Source organism: Mesorhizobium sp. M7A.F.Ca.US.006.04.2.1 (genome assembly GCF_004022915.1).
GTDB lineage: Bacteria > Pseudomonadota > Alphaproteobacteria > Rhizobiales > Rhizobiaceae > Mesorhizobium > Mesorhizobium ciceri.
Genome location: NZ_RZQA01000009.1, coordinates 1 through 25,525, shown reverse-complemented (window position 1 = coordinate 25,525; position 25,525 = coordinate 1). Strand labels below are relative to the sequence as shown.

At 60.8% G+C, this 25,525-nt stretch carries 21 protein-coding genes, 1 tRNA gene and 1 pseudogene; 11 read left to right on the top strand and 12 right to left on the bottom strand.

Translation table 11 applies throughout. The features are described 5' to 3' along the window. From EN925_RS01310 to EN925_RS01290, 5 genes are all read right to left on the bottom strand, one after another. Positions 1-1,072, bottom strand: a 1,072-nt coding sequence (locus EN925_RS01310; protein ID WP_164894102.1) for a hypothetical protein, incomplete at its 3' end; no start/stop codon positions are given. Then, entirely contained in the window at positions 1,069-1,899 is an 831-nt protein-coding gene (locus EN925_RS01305) for a glycosyltransferase (RefSeq protein ID WP_164753576.1), read from the bottom strand. The genes EN925_RS01310 and EN925_RS01305, both read right to left, overlap by 4 nt. A 97-nt stretch (positions 1,900-1,996) precedes the next feature. Continuing rightward, positions 1,997-3,022, bottom strand: a complete 1,026-nt coding sequence (locus EN925_RS01300) for an NAD-dependent epimerase (RefSeq protein ID WP_127384809.1) — start codon at positions 3,020-3,022, stop codon at positions 1,997-1,999. Then, positions 3,022-4,296 (bottom strand): nucleotide sugar dehydrogenase, encoded by a 1,275-nt coding sequence (locus tag EN925_RS01295; protein WP_127368583.1) that lies wholly within the window; start codon positions 4,294-4,296, stop codon positions 3,022-3,024. The genes EN925_RS01300 and EN925_RS01295 overlap by 1 nt, the downstream gene beginning before the upstream one ends. A gap of 43 nt (positions 4,297-4,339) precedes the next feature. Continuing rightward, on the bottom strand, positions 4,340-5,692 hold the full coding sequence (locus EN925_RS01290; protein ID WP_245460924.1) for a sugar transferase: 1,353 nt from the start codon (positions 5,690-5,692) through the stop codon (positions 4,340-4,342). A gap of 473 nt (positions 5,693-6,165) precedes the next feature. Between EN925_RS01290 and EN925_RS41585 the strand changes: the two are divergent. Both EN925_RS41585 and EN925_RS01285 read left to right on the top strand, forming a co-directional pair. Next, positions 6,166-6,219 (top strand): annotated as a pseudogene (locus EN925_RS41585) (Fic family protein); the annotation flags it as partial. A 6-nt stretch (positions 6,220-6,225) separates the two neighbouring features. Next, on the top strand, positions 6,226-6,738 hold the full coding sequence (locus EN925_RS01285) for a hypothetical protein (RefSeq protein ID WP_245460925.1): 513 nt from the start codon (positions 6,226-6,228) through the stop codon (positions 6,736-6,738). Positions 6,739-6,830: 92 nt separating this feature from the next. Here the strand turns inward: EN925_RS01285 and EN925_RS01280 are convergent, their stop codons facing one another. Beyond that, positions 6,831-7,421 carry a biotin transporter BioY gene (locus tag EN925_RS01280; protein WP_027164125.1) on the bottom strand — a complete coding sequence of 197 codons (591 nt, stop codon included), beginning with the start codon at positions 7,419-7,421 and terminating at the stop codon, positions 6,831-6,833. Between the two features lie 117 nt (positions 7,422-7,538). On the opposite strand from EN925_RS01280, the gene EN925_RS01275 reads away from it, so the two are divergent. Continuing rightward, positions 7,539-8,447 (top strand): MBL fold metallo-hydrolase, encoded by a 909-nt coding sequence (locus EN925_RS01275; RefSeq protein ID WP_127368584.1) that lies wholly within the window; start codon positions 7,539-7,541, stop codon positions 8,445-8,447. Between the two features lie 31 nt (positions 8,448-8,478). On the opposite strand, the gene EN925_RS01270 is transcribed toward EN925_RS01275, so the two are convergent. Then, positions 8,479-9,264: a DUF1499 domain-containing protein gene (locus EN925_RS01270; RefSeq protein WP_024503644.1), complete on the bottom strand. Its 786-nt coding sequence runs from the start codon at positions 9,262-9,264 to the stop codon at positions 8,479-8,481. Between the two features lie 80 nt (positions 9,265-9,344). Beyond that, a complete protein-coding gene (locus EN925_RS01265; protein ID WP_128336284.1) occupies positions 9,345-10,973 on the bottom strand; it encodes a fatty-acid--CoA ligase in 1,629 nt (542 codons plus the stop codon). A 182-nt stretch (positions 10,974-11,155) separates the two neighbouring features. Here EN925_RS01265 and EN925_RS01260 point away from each other — a divergent pair, with 182 nt between their 5' ends. Beyond that, a complete protein-coding gene (locus EN925_RS01260; protein ID WP_013532740.1) occupies positions 11,156-11,512 on the top strand; it encodes a hypothetical protein in 357 nt (118 codons plus the stop codon). Between the two features lie 147 nt (positions 11,513-11,659). After that, positions 11,660-12,049: a DUF427 domain-containing protein gene (locus EN925_RS01255; protein WP_013532741.1), complete on the top strand. Its 390-nt coding sequence runs from the start codon at positions 11,660-11,662 to the stop codon at positions 12,047-12,049. Positions 12,050-12,088: 39 nt separating this feature from the next. Here the strand turns inward: EN925_RS01255 and EN925_RS01250 are convergent, their stop codons facing one another. The 3 genes from EN925_RS01250 to ppdK all read right to left on the bottom strand — a co-directional run bounded on the left by EN925_RS01250 (position 12,089) and on the right by ppdK (position 16,897). Continuing rightward, positions 12,089-12,829 carry a polysaccharide deacetylase family protein gene (locus EN925_RS01250; protein WP_127384811.1) on the bottom strand — a complete coding sequence of 247 codons (741 nt, stop codon included), beginning with the start codon at positions 12,827-12,829 and terminating at the stop codon, positions 12,089-12,091. A gap of 167 nt (positions 12,830-12,996) precedes the next feature. Beyond that, entirely contained in the window at positions 12,997-14,100 is a 1,104-nt protein-coding gene (locus EN925_RS01245) for a glycosyltransferase family 9 protein (protein ID WP_127384812.1), read from the bottom strand. A gap of 118 nt (positions 14,101-14,218) precedes the next feature. Continuing rightward, positions 14,219-16,897, bottom strand: a complete 2,679-nt coding sequence (gene ppdK / locus EN925_RS01240) for a pyruvate, phosphate dikinase (protein WP_127384813.1) — start codon at positions 16,895-16,897, stop codon at positions 14,219-14,221. 222 nt (positions 16,898-17,119) lie between these two features. Between ppdK and EN925_RS01235 the strand changes: the two genes are divergently transcribed. From EN925_RS01235 to EN925_RS01220, 4 genes are all read left to right on the top strand, one after another. Then, entirely contained in the window at positions 17,120-17,464 is a 345-nt protein-coding gene (locus EN925_RS01235; RefSeq protein WP_013532745.1) for a VOC family protein, read from the top strand. A 127-nt stretch (positions 17,465-17,591) separates the two neighbouring features. Further along, positions 17,592-17,666: transfer RNA gene (locus EN925_RS01230), tRNA-Gln, on the top strand. Positions 17,667-17,887: 221 nt separating this feature from the next. Beyond that, complete coding sequence (locus EN925_RS01225; protein WP_128336282.1) at positions 17,888-19,978, top strand: glycosyltransferase family 25 protein; 2,091 nt, start codon at positions 17,888-17,890, stop codon at positions 19,976-19,978. A gap of 168 nt (positions 19,979-20,146) precedes the next feature. Then, complete coding sequence (locus EN925_RS01220) at positions 20,147-21,019, top strand: phytanoyl-CoA dioxygenase family protein (protein ID WP_245321922.1); 873 nt, start codon at positions 20,147-20,149, stop codon at positions 21,017-21,019. Positions 21,020-21,105: 86 nt separating this feature from the next. Here the strand turns inward: EN925_RS01220 and EN925_RS01215 are convergent, their stop codons facing one another. Next, positions 21,106-22,005: a LysR family transcriptional regulator gene (locus EN925_RS01215; protein WP_013532748.1), complete on the bottom strand. Its 900-nt coding sequence runs from the start codon at positions 22,003-22,005 to the stop codon at positions 21,106-21,108. A 128-nt stretch (positions 22,006-22,133) separates the two neighbouring features. Here EN925_RS01215 and EN925_RS01210 point away from each other — a divergent pair, with 128 nt between their 5' ends. Together EN925_RS01210 and EN925_RS01205 are read left to right on the top strand one after the other, a co-directional pair. Further along, a complete protein-coding gene (locus EN925_RS01210) occupies positions 22,134-23,771 on the top strand; it encodes an ABC transporter substrate-binding protein (protein ID WP_127369181.1) in 1,638 nt (545 codons plus the stop codon). 761 nt (positions 23,772-24,532) lie between these two features. Then, positions 24,533-25,525 (top strand): polysialyltransferase family glycosyltransferase (locus tag EN925_RS01205; protein ID WP_281040633.1); only part of this gene is annotated, 993 nt, incomplete at its 3' end.

Below are 25,525 nucleotides of genomic sequence, written 5' to 3'. Positions count from 1 at the left end.
CCCCTATCGCGTAGGAATAAGTCAACGTCATCGCTTTGTTCGACCGAAGCGCAAACGGGTCGATGATCACTTTTTTGGTCCTGTTGACCAGAACAGCACAAGAAACGATCCCGAACACCGCAGGATCAAAAGACTTCCCCAGCCATCCGGAGGCATGGCCCGAGAAAAACAGGCCAACTATTCCGGCCGCAGCCGCAGCCGCAAAAATGAGTGCGATGGCCGCTCCTTCGAACAGTCCGCGCCGAAACTCCCTGACGTTTCCATTTGCGGCACTGAGAAACGCCCTTGGCACGAAAACGAAGCTGGCCGCATTCATGAAGAAGCCGACAGACCGTTGTGAAAGATCGACACAAAACGAGAAGACACCGAGATGGGTCTCGGAGCCAAGCAACAAAACAATGTATCGAATGCCGACAAACACGCCGCTCTCGGCCAGATTGCTCAACACAAATCCCCAGCCTGTGACCAGAGACCCGGCAAGATAGGAAAAGCCAGGTCGTCTCAGATTCCTAGGTCCCAGCAAGGCAAATGAAATCAGCGCTCCGACGAAATAGGAGAGCGAAAAGGCGGCAAGAGCCGATCCTACTTTCGCATCGCCGACAAGCAGGATTATGGCTCCTGCCTGGTATGCTACGGCCTGGCCAATCGCCGACCAACCGTACGCCCACAAACGCAGTTGTGACCTCAAAATCTCTTGAAGTGCGGTGTGCAAGCCGAAAGAAATGATGATGGTCGCGGCAACGGCATTGCCAAATCCCAGCCACGTCAGTGCCAGCCCAGCCAGGACGACAAACAACGCCACAACTGCAAGCACGGTCAAAATGGACGACACGTACTCTCTACCCATTCCCGCGGCATGCATTTTTGCGGAAACCGGCATTATCGAATAGGTCGCGACTCCAAAAACAAGTGTCGAAATAAATGAAACTGTCGCAATCGTCGTGCTGAAAATACCGTACTGTCCAGTCTCCAGATGGCTTCCGATGTACAGCAATGTCGCTATGTTCAGAAGACCAGGAACAATTCGTATTACGATGGCTTCCACCAACTTCCACAGGCTGGCTTCTTTCATGAAGTCACCCGCACGAATGATCTCTTGACCAAGAACGGGAAACTCAAGATACCAAAGCTCAAACAGGCAAGAACCGCCTTACCCAGGAACCGAACCGACCGATATCGTCCTAGCCAGAATGCCTTGATGTAGATCAAGTTCAGCAACAACATCGGGTATGCATTTTGTCGCTGAAGAAGCCGAATCCTTGCCGTCATCCCCTCCGGCAAATATCGTTTTCGTCCAATCTCGACATTGACACAGATAACGTCGTATTCGATCGCCAATCTGGACCAGAGAAGAGATGTTGGAACACGGCGGAACCGCCCCGCAGGGGGCACGGCAACCCGTTTAAGCAAAGGAGTTCTGATGACCTCCTTCTTGTCGCCGACCACCCGTTCGTCGGCCCGCATCTTTATCAGGTTTGTCCGTTCCAACGGAAACGGCTCTGCTGCCGTCTCTGGGTGGCCAAGAGCCATCGAGAACACAAAACCCGCAATCTTCTCATCGACACCTCTCTGCGAAAGGTGCTCACAGACTTCCGGCAAGCGATCGGCGAAGAGATCGTCGTCATCATCGAAGACCATGCAATAGTCGCCAGTGGCGGAAGCAATCGCCGAAAACATTGCGCGGCCTCTGCCGTCATTCGGGCCAGTGGTGACCACCAAACTGGAATCGCGAGACGCGATTTTCGCAAGCGCTTCGTTCGTTCCGTCGGTCGAACCGTCGACATGGACGCATATCTGCAATGGGCAGTCCGCACGTAGCAGTTGCTGAACCAGCGCGGCAACGCGATCCCGCCGATTGAACGTGGGGATGCAGACGCTCAATAGCGCCTTGGACTGCAATGGATTGCAGACTGCCTGTTTGCGAGCCGTGTCGATTCCATCTGCTCCTGGTTACGTGATCATGGAACAGCGCGGATCAGCCGAGAAACGCCGAGCCTTATCCCCGCCCGAAATAAGCCTTGTACCACTCGACGAACCGCCCGACGCCCTCGGTCACTGTCGTCGTCGGGCGGTAGCCGACCGCCTGCTCCAGCGCCGAGGTGTCGGCGAAGGTATCGGGCACATCGCCGGGCTGCAGCGGCAAGAGTTCGACGATGGCTTTGCGGCCGAGCGCGTTTTCCAGCGCCTCGACATAGGCGGTCAACTTAACCGGGTTGTTGTTGCCGATGTTGAAGATGCGCCAGGGGGCGCTGCTTGTGGCCGGATCCGGACGGCTGGAGTCCCAGGCGGCATTGCCCGTGGCCGGGCTGTCGCTGGCACGGATCACGCCTTCGGCGATGTCGTCGACATAGGTGAAGTCGCGCGTGTGGTTGCCGTTGTTGAACAGTTTGATCGGCTCGCCAGCAAGAATGTTTTTGGTGAACAGGAACAGCGCCATGTCCGGGCGCCCCCAGGGGCCATAGACGGTGAAGAAGCGAAGCCCGGTCGTCGGCAGCCCGAACAGATGGCTGTAGCTGTGCGCCATCAGCTCGTTGGCGCGCTTGGTCGCGGCGTAGAACTGCAGCGGGTGGTCGGCCGGACGATGCTCGGAAAACGGCATGTCGGTGTTGGCGCCGTAGACACTCGAGGTGCTGGCATAGGTCAGGTGCGCGACGGCGCTGTTGCGGCAGGCCTCCAGCATGTTGGTGTAGGCGATGATGTTGCTTTCGACATAGGCATGCGGATTTTCCAGGCTGTAGCGAACCCCGGCCTGGGCGGCGAGATGGATCACCCGGTCGAATGCGTGGTCGGCAAAGCAGGCGTCGACCACGCTCTTGTCGGCGAGATTGCCGCGGATGAAATGGTATCCGGCATTGGTCTTGCGGCTCGCTTCGTCCAGGAGCCGCAGTCTCGCCTCCTTGATTTCCGGATCGTAGTAGTCGTTGACGTTGTCGATGCCGACGACCTCGTCACCGCGCTCCAGCAGCCGCTTGGCTACGTGATACCCTATGAAGCCGGCCGCGCCGGTGACCAGAACCTTCATCAGAAGCGCCCATCCGTGACATGCCTGGGAAACAGACCCTTGATGTCGTAAATGACGCCGGGGGTCTTGCAAAGAGCCTGCAGGCCGTCGACGCCCAGAGCGCGGAACTGCCTGTGGCCGACGGCCACGATAACGCCGTCATAGCGCTGGTCGGGAATGTCCTTCATGCTCGCTACGCCGAAGGCACGCGCGCATTCCTGCGCGTCGACCCAGGGGTCCCATATGTCGATGCCGGCATTGTATTCCTTCAGTTGGGCAACGATATCGGCGACCTTGGAATTCCTCAGGTCCGGACAATTTTCCTTGAAGGCCGCGCCCATCACCAGAATCCGGCTGCCAACGACAGGTATTCCCTTGCGCATCATCAGGCGGGCCGTCTGATCCGCCGCATGCTGACCCATGCCGTCATTGATACGGCGGCCGGCAAGAATCACCTCCGGATGATAGCCGAGTTCCTGGGCCTTGTGGGTGAGATAGTAGGGATCGACGCCGATGCAGTGGCCGCCGACCAGACCAGGCGTGAAGCGAAGGAAATTCCATTTGGTGCCGGCGGCTTCCAGCACTTCGGAGGTGTCGATGCCGAGCTTGCCGAAGATAAGCGACAGCTCGTTCATCAGCGCGATGTTGAGGTCGCGCTGAGTGTTCTCGATGACCTTGGCCGCTTCGGCGACCGCAATGCTCGAGGTACGGTGTGTGCCTGCCGGCACGATCGAGGCATAGAGCGCATCGATACCTTTGGCCGCTTCCGGCGTCGAGCCGCTGGTGACCTTGACGATCGTTTGCAACCGATGCTCCCGGTCGCCCGGGTTGATGCGCTCGGGACTGTAGCCGAGGAAGAACCCCTCATTGTAGCGCAGGCCCGAATGTTTCTCGATCAGCGGAGCGCACACCTCTTCCGTGCAGCCGGGGTAGACCGTTGATTCGAAGATCACCACCGCGCCTGGCGAGATGACCTCACCGACCAAAGTCGAGGCCATGATCAGCGGTTTCAGATCCGGACGGTTGGCCCTGTCGATCGGCGTCGGAACCGTAACGATGAAAATCCCGCAATCGCGCAGATCAGCCTTGTCGGTGGTGAATGTCAGCCGCGACGCAGCACTGATCTCATCGCTGCTGGCTTCCAGCGTATGGTCGTCGCCACGCTTCAGCGCGTCCACCCTCGGCTGGTTGATGTCGAAGCCGACGACATCCCTGGTGACGCCGAAGGCGACCGCCAGCGGCAGACCGACATAGCCAAGCCCGATGATTGCTATTTTCCTGGAGGCGAGATCCATCTGCTTCCTGCGCTTGCTATTCCAGAGCCATACTTCGCATTGGTCATCTCGCACCAAAGCCGGTAAGCATCGTTTTCATTGTCTTGAGAGTTATCAAAACATCCAGCCAAGGCGAAAAGTTCTTTATGTAATAGAAATCATAGTGCAATTTTTCCATAACGTCATCGACAGCAGCCACATGCCCCTGATTTACTTGTGCCCACCCGCTTATGCCTGGCCTGACGATATGTCTGTAGCGATAGAATGGCAGCTCAGCCTCGTACCACTGTGACAGCACGACAGCTTCCGGTCGCGGTCCGATCCAACTCATTTCGCCACGCAGGATGTTGATGACCTGCGGCAGTTCGTCGATCCTGGATTTTCGCAGAAAACGCCCGACTCGGGTGATGCGATCATCGTCGTGCCTGGTGATCGCCCTCTCCTTGTCGCTGCCGGCGCCAGAGTGCTGGCGCATCGAGCGAAACTTGTAGACCGTGCAGATCTTGCCCCGGTAGCCCATGCGTTGCTGGCGAAACAGCGCGGGACCATCGGAATCCAGCCGGATCAGCAGCGCAATCAACGCCAGAACGGGGGAAAGAACGATAGTCAAGACAAGTGCCGAGACCCAGTCGACCGCCTGCTTGATCTTGAGGTAGGCCTGGTTCGGATTGAGCGAACCAAGCGTGTTTTCCGACAGGTGCTCGATCTCGACCCGACCGGTCAGCGACTCGCTGACCTGCTTGACGTGGTATACGGGCGTTCCCGAAAGGGCCCGATCCGCGATGTATCGTTCCCACTCCGCGCCAAGATCGGCACGCAGATCAACGACCACGCCGCTGGCTCTTTCGATTATCGTACTGGTCGACTTGATCCAAAACCAATGCACACCCGGTAATGTCTTGAGGCGCTCGACATCTCCGCCGGGAATCACGACGAGCCGGTACGGATCGAGACGCCGCGTCAACAGGCTCAGGCCGAAATACCAGAGCGTGGACTGCGTGAAACTGGCGGCGGCCTGAAACCGGCTGTACTCGAACCGAAAAAAGAAGATGGTCAGGAAAACAGCCCCGTAGGACAGGGCAAATGTCGGCAAGATGTAACTTGCCGCGGCCACGCCCGGGAAATTTCCGATGCGGCGATAAGATAAGAAGCCCACAAGGTGAGCGATGACCGCAGCGGCTACTGTTACCTGAAGATTGGCCGAATAGATAAATTCAGGATTGAAGACAATCCGGATAATCGCCGGCGCAAAAATCGCGAATGTCAGTCCGCCAAGCAGTTGAAACCGAATCCTGAACAGGAAGTGCCGGCTTCCGACGATAGTCGACGCTGCGACATTCAATGTCTTCCCCCCTTCCCCAAGGCTGCCGTGTCGGCGACAGACCAGCGCGATAGTGGATCTGACCTGCTCGCGCACAAAAACGAATCGGACGTCTCGCCCCCCGGCGATTCGATACAGTCGGAGACCAAGAGCTACGACAGCGCGGCTGCTCCAGCAAGCATCTATTTCTCGGATCAACAGTGCGGGAACTTTTGATCAACAGCATTGCTTGATGCGATTGAAAAGATACCGTCTGCAACGCACCGACGCCGAACGATAGGGCCAATAATGCGATGTAATTTCCAGCACCGCTTCGGCGATCAACCCCTTGGCAAGTCGCCTGGGAGCCGAGACAGATCGATCTAGAGAGCGGAGATATTGCGTTCCGAAGCAGCTGTATGTTGGTGTCGTCGGGACGGCAACCTAGTCAGATGCGTATGGCCGGCGGAAGCCGGCACGGTACCGATCATCGGCCAAAAGATCGGCCAAATATCCTGGAAAATTCGAAATATATCTTTATACGTATTTAGCAGAAGCCAAGATCGGCCAGACATGGAAGAAACCGTTTCAACTACATTCACCCGTTCCCCGACGGCAATGGCCGCGTCAGCCGTTTGATGAGCCACGCCATGGCCCTTGAGGCTGGGATCGCCGCGCACGGGCTGTGGTCGATCTCACGCGGTCTAGCGCGCGGCGTGAAAAGCCGCACGGACTACAAGCGCATGATGGATCATGCCGATATGCCCCGCCAGGGTGATCTCGACGGACGGGGCAACCTCTCCGAGCGCGCACTCGGCGACTTTACGCTATGGTTCATGCAGGTGTGCATCGATCAGGTGAACTTAATGACCGGCTTGTTCGATCTCGACACGCTCGCGAAGCGGCTGCGTCGCTACGTCGAGCGCAGTGGCCTCAAACCCGAAGCCGCCCGCCTCCTGGAGGAAGCGCTAATGCGCGGCGAATTTGAACGCGGCGAAGCGTCTCGCATTAGCGGACTGCCCGAACGCACGGCGCGTCGCGTGTTCAATGAGGTGATCGCGCTCGGTCTGTTGGCGTCGGAAACACCCAAAGGTCCGGTGTCGCTACGCTTTCCGGCCGACGCATTGGATTCACTGTTTCCGAAGCTGTTTCCAGAAACCTAAGTGTGATTACTTGGCAGACGCCACGCTGAAATCCGCCAATCACCCCATGCCAGCCAAGGCTTGATTGCTCAAGCCGCTGGTCTGCTCGGGCTTCAGCCGCGCTTGAGCAGCGTCCAGACGGCCGGCACCAGGCTTGCCGCGAGAGCCACCTTGATCAGGTCGCCGACGATGAACGGCACGACGCCGAACTGCCACGACTTTTCCGGACCGATGAGCAGCGCCAGCCAGGCAAAGCCCATCGCCATCATGACGACTTCGCCAACCAGCATGGCGTTGAAAAGCTTGATCGGGTGGCGGTCCCAGCCGCGATCCGCCGCCCAGCCGACAATGGCCGCCATGACCACGAAGCCGGCGAGATAGCCGCCGGTCGAGCCGAGCATGTAGGCAATGCCGAGACCCTTTTCAGGCGTGCTCTGGAAGACGGGGAAGCCCATGGCGCCCTCGGCCATGTAGAGCAGCAGGGTGGCGACGCCGAGACGCATGCCGAAGGCGGCGGCAATCAGCAGCACGGCCAGCGTCTGCATCGAAATGTCGACCGGCCCGAGCATCACCTTGGTCTTGGCCGACAGTGTCAGCACAAGCGTTCCGGCGATGGCCAGGAAAAGCTGCGTTGCCAGCCGCGCCGCGCCGCTTTGCGGCAGAGCCAGAGAAACAAGCGGACGCATCGTAGTTGCAATTGCCATGGTATTTCCCCAATCCGACTGCCGCTACCAGATGTTCGCGGCCTCATATCCTCCTATATTGGCTTGCGTGTTATGCGGCAATCGGTTTTGCCGTTTCCCGAAACAAGGCACCGATGCATGGCACTGAAGTTCGATACCGGCTTCGACCCCCTCTATGGCCAGGGGGTGAGCGTCGCCCCCGATGTCCAGCGCATCACGGCCCGCAATCCAAGCCCCTTCACCTTTCACGGCACCAACAGCTACATTGTTGGCCGCGATACGCTGGCGGTGATCGATCCGGGGCCGGATGACGAGGCGCATCTGCGGACCCTGCTCGAGGTGATCGCAGGCCGGCCGGTCAGCCATATCTTCGTCAGCCATACGCATCGCGACCACTCCCCGCTGGCGGCCCGGCTGAAAGAGCGCACCGGCGCCATCGTGCTGGCCGAGGGGCCGCACCGGCCGGCAAGAGCCCTGCATATCGGCGAGACCAATGCGCTCGACGCCAGTGCAGACATGGCTTTCGTTCCCGACATCGCCCTTTCCGACGGCGAGGCGGTCGATGGCGACGGCTGGTCGATCAGGACGGTTCTGACCCCGGGCCACACCGCCAATCATGCGGCATTCGCGCTGGAAGGAACCGGCATCCTGTTTTCGGCCGATCATGTCATGGCCTGGGCAACCTCCATCGTCGCCCCGCCGGATGGAGCGATGGCCGATTACATGGCCTCGCTGGACCGGCTGATCGACCGCGAAGACCGCTTGCTGCTGCCCGGACATGGCGGGCCGGTGACGGCACCGCGCGCTTTCATGCGCGGGCTGAAGACGCACCGCAAGATGCGCGAGCGCGCCATCCTGGAGCGGGTCCGGGCCGGCGACCGGACGATCGTGGACATGGTCAAGGCGATCTACAGGGATACCGATCCGCGGCTGCATGGCGCCGCCGGATTGTCGGTGCTTGCCCATCTCGAGGATCTGACGGCGCGCGGTCTGGTTGTGACCGATGCCGCACCGGCCATCGACGGCATTTTCACGCCGGCCGGATAGGCAATGCAGCCCACTGCCAAGTGCCCGTGCCTCACTCGGCCGGCGCGGCGCCAACCTGACCGGCGACTTCCTGGTCGAGCTCGGCAAGGAAATCGACAATGCGCGCGGCATTGTCGCCAAGGTCGTAGCGACCGTAGCGGGACGCCGACCGCATGTCGACGATGACCGTATCGCCATCGTCCGTCACGCGGATCGCCACATCGGCGGGAAGGCCGATCACGAAGCCCTTGGCGACGGCGGTGATGGTCACCTCGCTTTGCCCGGCGAGATCAGGATAGGGTTCCGATAGATCCCAGTCGCGCCGGTCGAGTACAGTTTCGACGGCATTGACGACAGTCTCGAACGGCAGGTCGTAGCTGCGTGCGCTGACCAGCGGATAGCTATCGGTCTGCAGCCGCTGTTCCCCAGGCGTCGACGGCGCAAGCACGTTCATATCCTTCGTGCGGTCGCTCACGTCGAGCGCCGGCGGTTCGTCGAAATCCGTCGAGATATCCCTGAGCGGCGGATAGATCGTCGCCCAGTAGGCGGCGACGCCGTAGGGTGCGAGCACCAGCAGCGCCAGCAGCGCGCCGACCGTCAGGTCGCGACCGCCGCGGTCGCCGAAATTCCAGAGCCGCGAAAAGGCAAATCCGGCAAACAACAGCGCCATCGCCGCCAGCAGCGCGACAATGCCGAGCACCCACAGAAAGACAGGTGTTTCGACGAGATCGAAGCGATGGCCGACAAAGACCGTCAGCAGCAGCACCAACGAAAAAGCGGCCGTGCGCCGCGACCATCCGGCTGCCCTCGACGTTTGCCGTTCAGGAATACTTGCCATCGATTGCCGTACCACCCCAACCCGAACGGAGACTTAGAACCTTTTTGCGATGCCATGAAGCCGAAACATGCGACATCGCGTCAATCCGTCGGCAGGCGATAATCCTTGAACTGCTGGCGCAAGGTGATCTTCTGGATCTTGCCGGTGGCGGTGTGCGGAATTTCACCGACGAAGGCGACATCGTCCGGCATCCACCATTTGGCCACCTTGCCGTCCATGAAGTCGAGAATATCGGCCTTGCTCGGTTCCTTGCCCGGTTTGCGGACGACGACCAGCAGCGGCCGTTCGCCCCATTTCGAATGGTGGACGCCGATGGCTGCCGCCTCGGCGACATCGGGATGGCCGACAGCCAGGTTCTCGAGGTCGATGGTCGAAATCCATTCGCCGCCGGACTTGATGACGTCCTTGGCGCGATCGGTGATCTGCATATAGCCGCCCGCGTCGATGTGGGCGACGTCGCCGGTATCGAACCAGCCATCCCCGTCGAACTGCTCCACGCCGGCGCCGCCATAATAGGCACGGGCAACGGCCGGCCCACGCACTTTCAGGCGGCCAAATGTCTTGCCGTCCCAGGGTTGCGCATTGTTGTCGTCGTCGGTCACCTTCATTTCGACGCCGAACGGCGGATAGCCCTGTTTCTGCTGGACATCGAGCCGGGCTTCGCCCTCAAGACCAGCATAGTCCGGCTTCAGGGTGCACAGCGTGCCGAGCGGCGACATTTCGGTCATGCCCCAGGCATGGATGACCTGGACATCGTAGTTCTGCTGAAACTTCGTCATGATCGCGCGCGGGCAGGACGAGCCGCCGATGACGACCTTATTGAGATAGGGAAGCTTCTTGCCGGTCTCCTCCAGGTGCTGCAGCAGCATCATCCAGACGGTCGGCACGGCCGCACTGAAGGTCACCTTCTCGGTGTCGAGCAGTTCATAGATCGAGGCGCCGTCCATCTTGCAACCGGGCATGACCAGCTTGGCGCCGATCATCGGCCCGCTCTGGCCAAGGCCCCAGGCATTGGCGTGAAACATCGGCACGACAGGCAGGATCGTGTCGCGCGACGACAACCCCATGGCGTCGGGCATGGCGGCGATCATGGCGTGCAGCACGTTCGAACGGTGGCTGTAGACGACGCCCTTGGGATCGCCCGTGGTCCCGGAGGTGTAACACATGCCTGCGGCGGTGCTTTCGTCGAAGGTCTTCCAGGCGAAGACGCCATCCGCCTCCTCAAGCCAGTCTTCATAGGCGACCACATTGGGCAACGTCGTCTGCGGCATGTGTGCCTTGTCGGTCAGCACGATCACCTGTTTCAGCGACTTGACGGCGCCGGCGATCTTCTCGAGCAGCGGCACGAAAGTTAGGTCGACGAAGACTGCCTTGTCCTCGGCATGGTTCATGATCCAGACGATCTGCTCGGGAAACAGCCGCGGATTGAGCGTGTGGTAGATGGCGCCGATGCCCATGATGCCGTACCAGGCCTCGATGTGGCGGGCGGTGTTCCAGGCCAGCGTCGCGATGCGGTCGCCCAACCCATAGCCGTCGCGTTCCAGCCGCTGGGCGACCTTCAGGGCGCGACGATGGATGTCGGCGTAGGTGGTGCGCACGATCGGCCCTTCGATCGAGCGTGACACGATCTCGCGCACGCCATGCTGCCGCTCGGCATTGTCGATGAGCTTATGGCAAAGCAGCGGCCATTCCTGCATCAGTCCCAGCATTCGGTCCTCCCTCACGCTTTTGCGTTGTGCTTTTTGTCCCATTGTGGAGCGAACCGACGGATTGTCCAGCCGCCAATACGGCCGAGCACTGCATTGGGAACAACCGCCACAATCCGGCCATCGTCGGCGTTAAGCTTCGTTAACGGGCAAAGGGGTGCGATTGGCGACTGAAAGAGGTTCGCATGGACGCGCAGCTCGACGACAAGGCTCTCGAGAGTACGCTTGCCGAAAGTCTGGCCGATCTGGTGCCGGACACAAAGACTGTTTCCGAAGATGAATTTGTTGAAGTTGTCGGCGGCGCGCTGGAAGCGGTCGGCGGCACGTTGCTGTTCAAGATGTGCGTCCAGAACCAGGGCGAGGACCAGCACGTCGCAGCCGCGTCAGTCGGCGATGGCGGAAACCGCCAGTTCCTGCTGCTCACCTTGCCGACCGGCGGTGGTTCCCTGAAGGTCGAGACCGTATCGAGAAGCAGCAACCCGGTCGCCGGTATTGCTGCCGCCTATGCCGGTCTCATGGACGTGTTCAAGGCCGCTGCCTGACAGCTGACGACAAGTATCGAGGATATTCGGAGGCGCGATCCGGCAGTGCCGGCCTGGGCAGGTGTTTGCGTGTTGCATGGCGACGGCAGGCCTTGAACAATGCGTTTGCGCGACACATCTCAAAGTCGACGCAAGGAGAGCCGCCGCATGGATCAGATCGCCAACCCCGCACCCGGTTTCCAACGCAACCCGGACAAAATCATCACCATCGAGCCCTATGCCGGCACCGTTACCGTGCGCGCCGGAGACGTGGTCATCGCTTCAACAGCGAAGGCCAAGGTGCTGACCGAAGCTCCCTATCCGGCGGCCTTCTACATTCCGTTCGCCGACATCGATTTCGGCAAGCTTGGCCGCACCGACCACTCGACCCATTGCCCCTACAAGGGCGATGCAAGCTATTGGAGCGTGCTGCCTGCCGGCGAGACCGGCCAGAACGCCATGTGGGCCTATGAACGGCCTTTCGACGAGATGGCTGAAATCGGCAACCACGGCGCATTCTACGCCAGCAAGGTCACGATCGAAGCCAAACCGGACTGAGCCAACGCCGAAGGCATCGGGATACGCTCGGCTGGCCACTCACTCCGTGGTGCCGTTATTGCCCATGCCCTCGGCATCGTCGAGCCGCACAAAGGTCAAGCCCTTGGCCTTGAGCGCCAGCAGCCCCTGCACCACGCCTTCGCCGGCCGCATGGGTCGGCTGGTTGATATGCGAGATAATGACGTCGCCGTCCTTGGCCGCCGCGATGCGCCGCGCGGTTTCCTTGGCGCCGAGCAAGGAGCCGCCGTCGCCGTTTATCGAGAATCCCGCGACCTTGAAGCCAAGCTTGCGGATCATGGCGATTGCCGACGGGCTGTATTCGGCGGTTGCGCCACGAAACCATTTCGGCGCCGGCTCGCCGGTCCCGGCAAGAGCGGCGGCCCCCGATTCGACCTCGGCCAGCACCGCATCCGGGCTGCCGGCGCTGCGGATGCCGTAGATTTTCCGCGGCGTGTCGACCGCCGGGATGTGGTGGCCGCCGTGATTTTCCAGTTCGAACAGATCGGGATGCGCCCGCATGATCTCGACGGCGGCGGCGTTTCGCTTCAGCCAGATGCCGGTCACGAAAATGGTGGCGGGGATCTTGTTGTCCACCAGCGCCGAAAGGATCCGGCTGTCGGTCTGTCCGCCGCAGGCATCGAGCGTGAGTGCCACACGGCCGGCGCCGCTCGCCTGCGGCCTGATGTGCAGCGTCGGCTCGACGAGCGGCGCGGCATGGCCGGCGGATGCCATCGCCAACGACATGGCGATCATGCAGAGATTTTTTTGCAGCAGGCGCATCAAACCGATTTCCTGACCCGTCATTTCAAGCAGGCATCCCAAAGACCCGCATGAAGGCGGAAATCAGGATGATGCATAGCAGAAAAGCGCTCCACGCGACAATGTGACCGTTCCTGCGGCGAACGTGTCTTCTACCGCGTCGAGAGTCGTGCATGCGATGCATGATCTCAGATGACGCGTTCCAGCTGCATTTCGGTGCGCGAAAGAACCTCGCGCACCGCCTCGACCACCGGCTTGACCTCCAGGCCCCAGACGCAGCATGCCTTGCTGGGATCCGGCGCGCGGCAAAGGTCCTCTGCCATGCAGGCGCAAGGCATCGGCGGCTGGAGCGAGATGCTGGGCACGCCGACGGGACCCCAGCGCGACGGCTCCGTCAGACCGAACAGCCCGACAACCGGGGTCCCAGTGGCTGCCGCCATGTGCATCGGGCCGCTCTCATTGCCGAGAAACAGCCGGGCCTGTTTCAGCACCGCCAGCAGGCTTTCAAGCGACAGGTCACCGACGAGATTGACGACCGGCGGCGCGGTCCTGGCGACGATGCGTTCGGCGATCTCGCGCTCGTCCGGGCCGCCCACCAGCACGACGTCCAGGCCGGTCTCGCCGGCAATCTCGACGATCGCTGCTGCAAACCGCTCCGGCTGCCAACGTCGCCCCTCGAAGCTTGCACCCGCATGCACGGCGATGAAGGCATTTGGCCGCAGATGGTGCTTATCCAGCAGCGCCAATGCTTTCGCCGTCTCCAACGGCAGCGGCTGAAGGTTCGGAATCACCGTGCGAAGTTCAATGCCGAGCGCTTCGAGCGGCGAGAGGTAGCGGTACAGGAAATGCTGGCCATCAAAGCCGTAGGGCTTGGCAAGGACGTTGGCGGGCTGCCGCTCCAGCATACGCAAGGGTCTTTCGGAGGGATTGTATCCGACACGGGTCTTTGCGTTGACGAGCCCGGTGAGGATGCGCGACGTCTTCGAATCGGTCAGGTCGATGGTCAGGTCGAAGCGGAAGCGGCGCAACGCCCGCACCATGGCGTAGAGCTCCTTCCCGCGCTCCAAGGGCGTGCCGCGCATGCGGTCGCGCCTGAATGCGACCACCTCGGAAGCGATACCATGGGCGATCACGAAGCTCTCGAAGCGGGCCTCGCACAGAAAGACGATGCTGGCGCCGGGGAATTCGAGCCGCAGGTTCTTGGCGAGCGCCGAGGCGAGGACGAGATCTCCTATGAACTTGGTTTGAATGACCAGGATCGAGCGGAGCGGCGCGGGAGAGATCTGCAGCATCTGTTTCCGGGAGCAATTTGCGGATGGCCGCAAATTGGGCAGGAACAATGTCGAGATTACGCGACGCCGCCAGCACGTTCGCGTGAATTGTCTTACAAAACGGTAAGCTGGATGGATCCTATCCGCGGCCTGTTTTCGCAACCAGCACCGCTGCCTGCGCTGCCGCCAGCCTGGCGATCGGCACGCGATAGGGCGAACAGGACACGTAGTCGAGGCCGACCTCTTCGCAAAAGCGGATCGAGGCCGGATCGCCGCCATGTTCGCCGCAAATGCCGAGCTTGATGTCGGGCCGCGTCGCCTTGCCCTTTTGCGCGGCCATGCGCACCAGTTCGCCGACGCCCTCGATGTCGAGCGAGACGAACGGGTCCTGATCGATAATGCCCTTCTGGCGGTAGGTTTCCAGGAACGAGGCCGCATCGTCGCGCGAAATGCCGAAGGTCGTCTGGGTCAGGTCGTTGGTGCCGAAGGAGAAGAATTCGGCTGATTCTGCAATGACATGCGCGCGGATGGCGGCGCGGGGAAGCTCGATCATCGTGCCAGTGAGATAGTCGATCTTGACGCCGGTTTCCTCCATGACGCTCTTGGCAACCGCATCGATGCGCGCCTTGACGTAATCGAGCTCCTTCACCAGGCCGACGAGCGGCACCATGATCTCGGGGACCACCAGGGCGCCGGCCTTCCTGCCGGCCTCCACGGCCGCCTCGAAAATGGCCCGTGCCTGCATCTCGGCGATCTCGGGGTAGGAGACGGCCAGGCGGCAGCCACGATGGCCGAGCATCGGGTTGAACTCGTGCAGCGCCTCGGTGCGCTGCCTGAGCTTGTCGGGCGACACGTTCATGGCGGCGGCGACCTCGGCGATTTCAGCCTCGGTCTTGGGCAGGAATTCGTGCAGCGGCGGATCGAGCAGTCGGATCGTCACCGGCAGGCCGGCCATGATCTCGAACAGTTCGAGGAAATCCGAGCGCTGCATGGGCAGAAGCTTGGCGAGTGCGGCGCGCCGGTCCTTTTCGGTGTCGGCCAGGATCATCTCGCGCATGGCGACGATGCGGTCGCCGTCGAAGAACATGTGCTCCGTGCGGCAAAGCCCGATGCCTTCGGCGCCGAAGGAGCGCGCCATGCGCGCATCGAGCGGTGTTTCGGCATTGGTGCGCACCTTCATGCGCCGCACCGCGTCCGCCCATTCCATGATGGCGGCAAAATCGCCTGACAGTTCAGGCTGCAGCATGGCAACCGCGCCCTTCAGCACCTGGCCGTTGCCGCCATCGATGGTGATGATGTCGCCTTTGCGGAAGGTCTGCCCCATCGAGAGCAGCGTGCCGGCCCTGTAGTCGACGCGCAGCGAGCCGGCACCCGAGACGCAAGGCTTGCCCATGCCGCGCGCCACCACCGCGGCGTGGCTGGTCATGCCGCCGCGCGTGGTCAGGATGCCTTCCGCCGCATGCATGCCGTGGATGTCTTCGGGACTGGTTTCGATGCGCACCAGGATCGCCTTGCGCCCTTGTGTCTTCAAGTCCTCGGCGTCAGCTGAGGAAAAGACGATCTCGCCGGTAGCGGCACCGGGCGAGGCCGGCAGTCCGATGCCGATGACGTCGCGCGCGGCCTTGGGGTCGATGGTGGGATGCAGCAACTGGTCGAGCGAGGCCGGGTCGATACGGGCAACGGCTTCCTCTTTCGTGATCAGCCTGTCCTGCGCCATCTCGACGGCAATTTTCAGCGCCGCCTTGGCGGTGCGCTTGCCGGAGCGGGTCTGCAGCATCCACAATTTGCCGCGCTCGATGGTGAATTCGAGATCCTGCATGTCGCGGTAGTGCTTCTCCAGACTATCGGAGATGGTGACGAAGGACTGGAACGCGTCAGGCATCAGCTTCTGCAGCGACGGCTTGTCCGAGCCTGCTGCGATACGCGCCGCTTCGGTGATGTTCTGCGGCGTGCGGATGCCGGCAACGACGTCCTCGCCCTGCGCGTTCACCAGGAACTCGCCATAGAGCATCTTTTCGCCGGTCGACGGGTTGCGCGTGAAGGCAACGCCGGTGGCCGAGGTTTCGCCCATATTGCCGAACACCATGGCCTGGACGTTGACCGCCGTGCCCCAGCTTTCGGGAATATCGTGCAGGCGGCGATAGGTGATGGCGCGGTTGTTCATCCAGCTCGAGAACACGGCTGATATCGCGCCCCAGAGCTGCTCATGCGGATCCTGCGGAAACGGCCTGCCAAGCTCTTCCTCGACTTTGGCCTTGTAGAGCGCGATGACGCCCTGCCATTCGAGCGCCGTCAGTTCGGTGTCGAGCTCGTGCCCGAGACCGCCCTTCTGGTCCTCCAGGATTTCCTCGAACACTTCGTGGTCGAGACCCATGACGACATCGGAATACATCTGGATGAAGCGGCGGTAGCTGTCATAGGCAAAGCGCGCATCGCCGGAATCGGCGGCCAGCGCCTCGACCGTCTCGTCGTTCAGGCCGAGATTGAGGACGGTGTCCATCATGCCGGGCATCGAGGCGCGAGCGCCGGAACGCACCGACACCAGCAGCAGTTTCGACGGGTCGCCGAACCGACGACCGGTCAGCCGGCCGATGTGATCGAGCGCGACCGCGACATCGTCTTCCAACCCGGCCGGATAAATACGGCCGTTGGCGTAGTAGGCGTTGCAGACCTCCGTGGTGATGGTGAAGCCCGGCGGCACCGGCAGCCCCAGGCTGCACATCTCGGCCAGGTTGGCGCCTTTGCCGCCCAGGAGATTCTTGTCGCTGGCACGGCCCTCCGCCGCACCATCGCCAAAGGTGAAAACCCATTTGGTCATGCATCGCTCTCCGGTTGCAGGAGATTGGAAAGATTGGCGAAACGGAAAGTTCCGCCGGTCCGCCCTTGGAGCGATATGATGCTGCAGTGCGAAAGGCAAGGCGTCGGCAAAGCCGCCCGGCCACTACAATCGATTAAGCAAAGCCGTGCCTCAGGATGCGGCAAAAAGACTTGCTATGCCGGGGATTCTGGAGTAGAACATACAGTGAACAAAGAGATGGCTATGAAACTGTCCGGAAAACTCGACTATCTGGAAATGCCGGCTACGGGCGGGACGCTGGACCGGCTGAAGGCCTTCTACAGTTCCGCCTTTGCCTGGTCGTTCACTGACTATGGGCCGACCTATTCGGCCTTTGCCGAAGGCCTGGACGGGGGTTTTCAGGCCGACGCCGCCGAAGCGCCATCAAAGCCGCTGCCGGTGCTCTACAGCAGGGATCTGGAGGCGACCCTCGAGGCTGTCGAAAACGCCGGCGGCACGGTCGTCAAACCGATCTTCGCGTTCCCTGGCGGCCGCCGTTTCCACTTTGCCGATCCGGCCGGCAACGAGATGGCGGTGTGGTCCGAATAGCCAGCTCGTGCCGTCTGGCGGCGTTGCTTTTGCTGCCCAAACAGGCGTTCTCACCACCATTCATGGGGCATTGTGCTTTTTGGCTGCTCTGCTAATAACGCGCCGCACAAGCGACTCTGACGGCAATTGGGGCGTCGCCAAGTGGTAAGGCATCGGTTTTTGGTACCGACATTCCCAGGTTCGAATCCTGGCGCCCCAGCCATCCCGCTCAGGTCCGTTCCGGACACTTAGGACCGAGAGTACCTTTGCGATCTTCCATGAAGCCGATCGGCTAACAGTTCGATTGTGTCATAAATTCAGATGAGCCAAAGCCATCGCGGCAAATTCAGGTCTTGCACATGATCTGGACAGTGTCGCCTTGAACATCTCCTTCTTTCCATACATAGGTCGGCCGGGTGGGTGGCGGCTCAACATGGAACTTCAATGAACCTTCCTATCTTCGCCATCAACCTCGATCGCGAGACCCAGCGCTGGAGCGAATTGCTCGCAAGCGCCGAAGCGGCAGGCCTGACCTTGCAGCGCATTGCCGCCGTCGACGGCCGTGCGCTTGCCAAAGAGGCCTGGACGGAGATCGATCTGCCAGCCGCACGCAAGCTGAGCGGGCGCGACATCCTTTCCGGCGAATATGCCTGTTACCGCAGCCATATCCAGGCGCTGGAAACGTTCGTGGCCGGTGGCAGCGCCCATGGGCTGATCGTCGAGGACGACGTCCTCTTCAGCGAAAACACCATGCGGCGCATCGAGGCCATCATCGCGGCGGTGCCGGATTTCGACGTCATCAAACTGATCAACCATCGCATCAGCTTCTTCATGCGCGCCGTCGAGACGGCGGAAGGCGACGAGATCGGTCGTGCGCTGCATGGCCCGCAAGGCTCGGCCGCCGCCTATCTGGTGACGCGGGAGGGCGCGCAGGGTCTGTTGTCGGCGCTCGCCGTCATGAAAATGCCATGGGACGTCGCGCTCGAACGCTTTTGGGATACCGGCCTGAAGGTCTATTCCGCCCGCCAAAACGTGCTTGGCTTCGCCGCCAGCAGCGAGATCTCCGGCATAGCCGGTCCCTCGGGAAGCTACAAATCCGCAAGGTTGGGGGGGCCGAGCCGGCTACGTGCCGGGGTGTTGCGGGCCGGTGACGAGCTGCGCCGCCTGCATCACGTCCTGCTGCGGCCCCCTTTGCCGCGAGATACCCTGGACTATGCCAAGGACAACGCGCCGCGCCACACCTTGCTTCTGTTGCTTGCGGCACTCGCCATTCTGGCCATGGTTTCCGCGGTGTGGCGTGAGGCAGACACCTACCGCTATGCGGGCCTGGCGCTGGCCCTGGTCGCGGTCATCCGCTGGTTCAGGGTGGATCTGTGGACCTACAGCAAACCACTGATCGGTTGGGTCGGCTTCCTGTGTCTGGGCTGGTCGCTCTATGTCTTCATACGACTGGCGATCGTCTATTTCGGCACCCACCAGTTGGGTGGCGCCGAAGGCATTTACATGTTTCCGCTGTTCTATGCGACGACCGGATTCGCCTTTCTGCTGTTTGTCAGGCAGCCCGCACGGCTGGTCCTCTGGTTCATGATCCTCAGTCTTGTCTTCCTGGCGGCGGACACCGCCTGTTCGAACATGTTTCAGGATATCCAACCGGCCCCGTGGCTTTTCAACAATCCCATCCACGCGTCGGTGGCGGGCGGTTTCATCTTCCTCTGCACGCTGCAATTCATGGCTTACACGGCCCAGAGAACGGACCTCGGGAAAGCAACCAAGAACCTTTATTGGGCGCTGTCGACAGCCGTCCTGCTGCTTGCCGTCGTCAATATCATCGAGATGCGGTCAAAGGGCGTGTGGCTTGCGCTTGCGCTTGCGCTGCTCCTGTTGACGGTCATGACCCTGGCGAGAGGCCATCGCCGCGAACTGTTGGTTTCGGGTGGCGTGCTGGCGATCGTGGCGGCCGGCATTGTCGCAACACACAACATCTTCTCGTCCACCGCCGGCGACACCATGACCTTCGTCAAAACCCTGGTTCCGGATGTGTTCAGGCATGGCGTCCTTCCCGCATTCGACCGCGCCATCGCGAGCGATGCGGTTCCGCTTGCAGCCAAGGAAAGGCTGATGCTGTGGGCGGATGCGATCGATATCTGGAAACGCCACCCGATCTTCGGAGCCAGTTCCAGCTGGCTGACCGAGTGGGAGAACAGAACCTATCATCCCATGATCTTAAACGTCTTCCACAATGGTTATCTGGAAATTGCCGTGCGCTATGGTCTGGTCGGACTGGCGTTCTTTGCCTTTCTCTACACCTGGTCGGCCAGGCAGGTTCTGCTGGCCATGCGAGCCAAGCTTGTCGCTCCGGCCGCATGGTCCTGCTACATCTCCACACTGGTTTTCTTCGCCCTCAGCATCCTTACCAATTCCAACAACCGGCTGGCCATGGGTGAGGCCTTCATGTGGTTTGCCGCGGCGTTCGGCTTCTATTGTTTTTATGTTCGCCAGCAGAAGAACCTTGTCGCGCCGCGAACCTATTTTTAGGGCCTAACGGCGCAGCACGTATCTGATCAGCCGGTTGCGGCCAATGCACCTTTGAGGCCCCGCTCAATTTCCCGATAATCGGGAAAGTCGATGCCAAAATCCACGGCTTATCGCCGGCAACCCGTTTGTTACGATCGACACAGATCACAGACGGGGGTTGTCACGGATATGCTGACGGACAGGCAGGCACGCGAAGCGGTGGAGCAGTACCGCGAGGAAGGATATGCGGTCGTTCGACAATTCGTCGACGGCGACGAGATGATCCGGCTGAAGAAGGAAACCGATGCGGTCTATGCCGAAGGCCTCAAGCATCACGCCACCTTCCGGCACGGCAACCTGAATTTCCAGATCCTGCCTGAATCGGACTTTGGCCAACGCTATGTGCTGCAGGCTTACTGGTTTTCCTGGATGAATTCCTATTTCGAGCAGTTCCGCCGCAATCCCGACTATCTGAAGCTGCTCGAGGGTCTGATCGGTCGCGACATAAAACAGATCGCCCAACAGCTGCACTGGAAGCCGCCCGGCGCCAATGTCACGGGTTATCGCTTCCACCAGGATCTGCGCTTTCGTAACCAGGCCGCCTTCGACAATGTCGCCGACGCCACCGTGACAACAGGCCTCGCGGTCGATCGGGCGACGCTGGACAATGGCTGCCTTCAGGTCGTGCCCGGCAGCCACAAGCTCGGCTATCTCGGCCTGTCGGACGAGGGAACCGGCGAGCTGATGAAGGGTCTGACCGCCGAAGAAGAGTTGCGCAAGGTCGGCATCGACCCGGCGACCATCGTTCCGCTGGTGCTGGAGCCGGGCGATCTTGCTTTATGGGGGCTGCTCACCGTGCACGGCTCCTCGCCCAACAGGTCACAGCACGACCGCGCCTTTGCACTGTCCAGCTATGTGCGGGCGGATACGACGCAACGTGGCGAATGGGCGTTCAGGGACGGTGTTTCGGTGCCGCTCGGCAAGACGCCGGCATTGTGCAAATACGAAAAGCTCTTCGAGGAGCCGGGACCGATGTACGACACCACCGCCTGGTGGAAATGACGCTGCCGCGTCGGGCGACGGGGGCAGCAGGGGCCTGGCGTTCGCGCCAGGCCCCTGACGGCGTTGGCCGGCAATCCGGCAGCATTTCATGCGGTGAAGTCGGCCGACAGTTCGCGGATCAGGAAATCGACGAACGCGCGCACCTTGGCCGCAATATAGGTGCGGTGCGGATAGAGTGCGTAGATCGGGCTGGAGCCGGGGCGAAACTCATCCAGCTGCACTTCCAGCCGGCCGTCGCTGATCGCAGCATCGACCAGCAGGCTGGGCAGATTGCCGATGCCGAAACCGGCGGTGGTCATCTGGTAGGCGGCCTCGACGCTGTTGGTCGAGATGCGCCCGCCGACAGCCGCATCGAAAGGGCCGTCTGGTCCGATGAAAGGCCATGTGCCAAGCCGCTTGGCGAAATTGCTCAGCACGCAGGAATGGCTTGCCAGCTCATCCGGGTGGACCGGGCGGCCGTTTGTGTCCCAATAATCGGGCGTGGCGCAGACATAGTTGCGAACTTCCCCAAGCCGGCGGGCAATCAAGGCGGAATCGGCCTGACCGCCGAAGCGGATGGCGACATCGTAGCCTTCCTCGACAATGCCGACGACATAACGCGCGGTGAGGTCGAACTCGATCGTGGTGAGCGGGTTCTCTTCGAGGAATTTCGGCACCAGCTTGGTTATGCGCGTGTGGCCCAGAACATTGGAGCAGGAAACCCGGATCAGGCCGCGCGTCTCCTTGTGCAGGCCGCGCGTCGAATCCTGCAGTTCGGAAATGTCGTCGAGCAGGATGCGGGCACGCGGAGCATAGTCGCGGCCCGCCTCTGTGAGGCTGAGGCGCCTTGTGGTGCGATTGATGAGCCGGACGCCGAGGTCGTCTTCCAGTTCCTTGATGGTGCGGCTGACGGCCGTCGTCGACATGTTGAGATCGCGCGCCGCCGCCGACAGGCTGCCCAGCAGGCAGACCCGATCGAACACCCGCATCGCCGTCAGAAGATTCATCTTGCCTTCCCCTCGCCGTCGCGGCCCCGCCGCCATCGGCTGCGTCTTGTAGAAAACAGCGCCCAGCAACGACGCGGCAAGGGCATTCCACCGAATTTGGGCGTAAAATCAACAATGGGAGAACCGATATGACATCCAGACCTCTTCATCCGGCGATCGGCACATTTGCGAAAGGCGCGAAGAGCGGCGCGCTTGGCCGCCGCGAGTTCCTGGCGTTGGCCAGCGCCTTCGGTGCCAGCACGGCGATTGCCTATGGGCTCATCGGTCAACCGGTTCCGGCGCGGGCCGAGGAAGCCGCCCAACCCAGAAAGGGCGGCGTGCTGCGTGTTGCCATGCAGGTGATGGAGCTGGAAGACCCGCGCAAGTTCAAGGTTTCGCAGATGGGCAACATCGCCATGCAGTTTCTCGAACCGCTGGTGCGCTGGAAGCCGGATTTCACCTTCGAGCCGGTGCTGCTGCAGAGCTGGGAGATCAATGCGGACGCCACGGAATATGTGCTCAAGGTGCGCCCAGGGGTGAAGTGGTCGAACGGCGACGATTTCACCGCCACGGATGTCGCATTCAACATCACGCGCTGGTGTGAGAAGGATGCCGCCGGCAACTCGATGGCGGGGCGCATGACCGCCCTGATCGATCCCGACACCAAGGTGGCGCGCACTGGTGCCATCGAGGTTCGCGACGACCACACCGTGGTCCTGAAACTGTCGCAGCCCGACATCACCATTATCCCTGCGATGACCGACTACCCGGCATTGATCGTCCACCGCACGTTCAATCCGAAGGCAGCGCCACTGTCGGCCAACCCCGTTTCCACGGGTCCATTCGAGCTTAAAAAACTCGATGTCGGCGTTGCTGCCTCGGTGCGCAAGCGGCCGGACGGGTCGTGGTGGGGCGGTGAGGTGTTCCTCGACGGCATCGACTGGACCGACTACGGCACCGACTCGGCCGCCACCGTCTCCGCTTTCGAATCCGGTGAGATCGACCTGAACGGCCAGACGCAGTCCTATGACGTCGCCATGCTCGACAGGCTGGGCCTGAAGAAAAGCGAGATCGTCACCGCCGCCACCCTGGTCTCGCGCTGCAACGTCAACGCCAAACCCTATGACGACAAGCGCGTGCGCAACGCCATACAGCTTGCGGTCGATAACGAAGCGGTGCTGCAACTGGGCGCCGACGGCATGGGCATCGTCGCGCAGAACGATCATGTCGGACCGATGCATCCCGAACACGCCGACCTGCCGCCGATCAAACGTGATCCGGCCCGGGCCAGGGCATTGCTCAAGGAAGCCGGCCAGCTCGATTTCGAGTTCGATCTGATCTCGGTCGAAGCCGACTACCGCAAGGAAAGCTCCGATGCCGTCGCCCAGCAGATGCGCGACGCCGGCTTCAAGGTGAAACGCACCGTCATCCCGGAATCGGCGTTCTGGAACGACTGGACGAAGTATCCCTTCGCGACGACCAATTGGAACGCCCGACCGCTCGGCATCCAGACCTATGCGCTTGCCTATCAGACCGGTTCGGCATGGAACGAGACGGGGTTCGCCGATCCAGACTTCGATGCCAAGGTCCACAAGGCCAATTCCATCGCCGATCCGGAGCAGCGCCGTGTGGTAATGAAGGAACTCCAGGTCATGCTGCAGGATTCCGGCATCATCGTTCAGCCTTACTGGCGAAAGCTGTTCTGCCATATGAAACCTTCCTTGATGGGCTACCAAATGCACCAGGCCTATGAGCAGGATTTCACACGGGCCTGGCTCGCCGCCTGATCGCGGACGACCCCTCCGACAGGGCGGCGCATTTTCTGGCGCCGCCCTTAGAGCAGTTCACCGTTTCACGGAAACGGCGAGCTGCTCTAACTCTTTGTTTTGAGGCAATTTTGGCCGGAAAACCGCTTCACACTTTTCCTAGAATTGCTCTGGCCTGCTCACCGGGGACGTTGCGCCGAAGCGTCGGCCTCAAGGGCGTTCGAGGGGCAGTGCGGGCTTTGTATCGGGCATGATGCGCAGATGCGCCCACACATGCCCTGCCTTGTCAGGTCGGCCGGGATTGCAGGCCGCCACACCGGACCGGCTGGCACATCAAGTGTGTGAAACATTCTGGTTTCTGCCTCTGTCATCATCTAGCTCCGGTTCATGGCTGGAGCTTACTTTTGACTGGGGGCAGCGAAACCCGCTTTCCCGGGCAACGACCTTCCCGAGAACCGGGAGAATTCGTGCTCTTGGTGCCGAGAGGGACCCGAAGCAGCAAGACGACCGCATGAGCGGTCTGCCGCACCGGGTGCTATTGCCGGATCTCGACAGGTCTCTGCCGCTCAGTTGAAGTGAATTCGCCTGCCTATTGTGCGGAACTCTAGCCTGTCTTGGACGTTAGACCCGCCATCTGAAAGATATTTCCTACCGACGCGATAGGCAGTATTACGAAGCGGGTGGGACGCCCCGAGCCACACGGCCTGTCGGATATGAAGCAATTTTGCGGTTGAGATCGCGGAACATGCAGCGTTATTTCCATCCGATCTGGAGATCTTAAATTGCCAGCTCGAATATGCTGCGTCTTTGGCAGCTGGCAATTGCTCAGCCTGGTTGCCTCACTTCGCCAATCAACAATGGATGGAAGCTCCCCGGCGGATCAGGAGCATGAGGACTATCTCCTGCTTTATGAAACGGCCGGCGTTTCCGAGCATTTCAAGACCGGTCTTGCTGAACTTGCGTCTAAAGTATGGACCTGGAGACGGATCATATGGGCGTACGACCTTCTGACGTCCGAGCGTAAATATGGGCAACTGCAAATTTTCCGGATCCATCGTCTGATCCGAGACACAATTGGTCTCGACGCGAGTTCCGTAGCTGAAATCTGGGCCTGCTTCGTTAACCGGCCGTCGGAAAAAATACTGCTGGATTCATACCCTGAAGCCAAGATCGTTTTGTATGAGGATGGCTTGACGTCATACCTTCCATTCGAGATGGCAACCATGGCACGGCCGCCGGGCACAAGGTTTCGACGACGCATCACCGCGGTCTTGATTGCAGGACTCTCTACAATTTCACCGGCGTTCCGATTGAGGAAAGCGGCCGACAGGATAGAAAGACACCATCTGAGACGGGTGACGAAGTTTTATTCTTTGCTTCACGAAATCCCCATTCACGATGCACTGGAGAACGTACCAAGATTTCAGGTCGGCGCTTCGCTGATGCGCGACGTAATAGGTGAAGCCTGCAGGGATGCGCTTTCCGGCGGCGATGAACATTGCCGTGCGTCAGCCAACCCACGGATCCTGCTGCTCGGCCAGGCATTGTCGCGAAACCGCATAATGTCGTACGCGCAAGAGGCGGCGATCTATAGACGAATTGCGGAGCAGATCGTCGAGAGGGGATACGACGTCGTCTGGAAGGAACATCCCAGAATAAGCAAGCCCTTTTTCCCCGAATTGCTGGATGCAGTTGGCAATGTGACGGCCGACGCCAACACCAGGATCATGGAAGCTAACCTGCCACACATATATCCGATAGAGCTTTTCGTATCC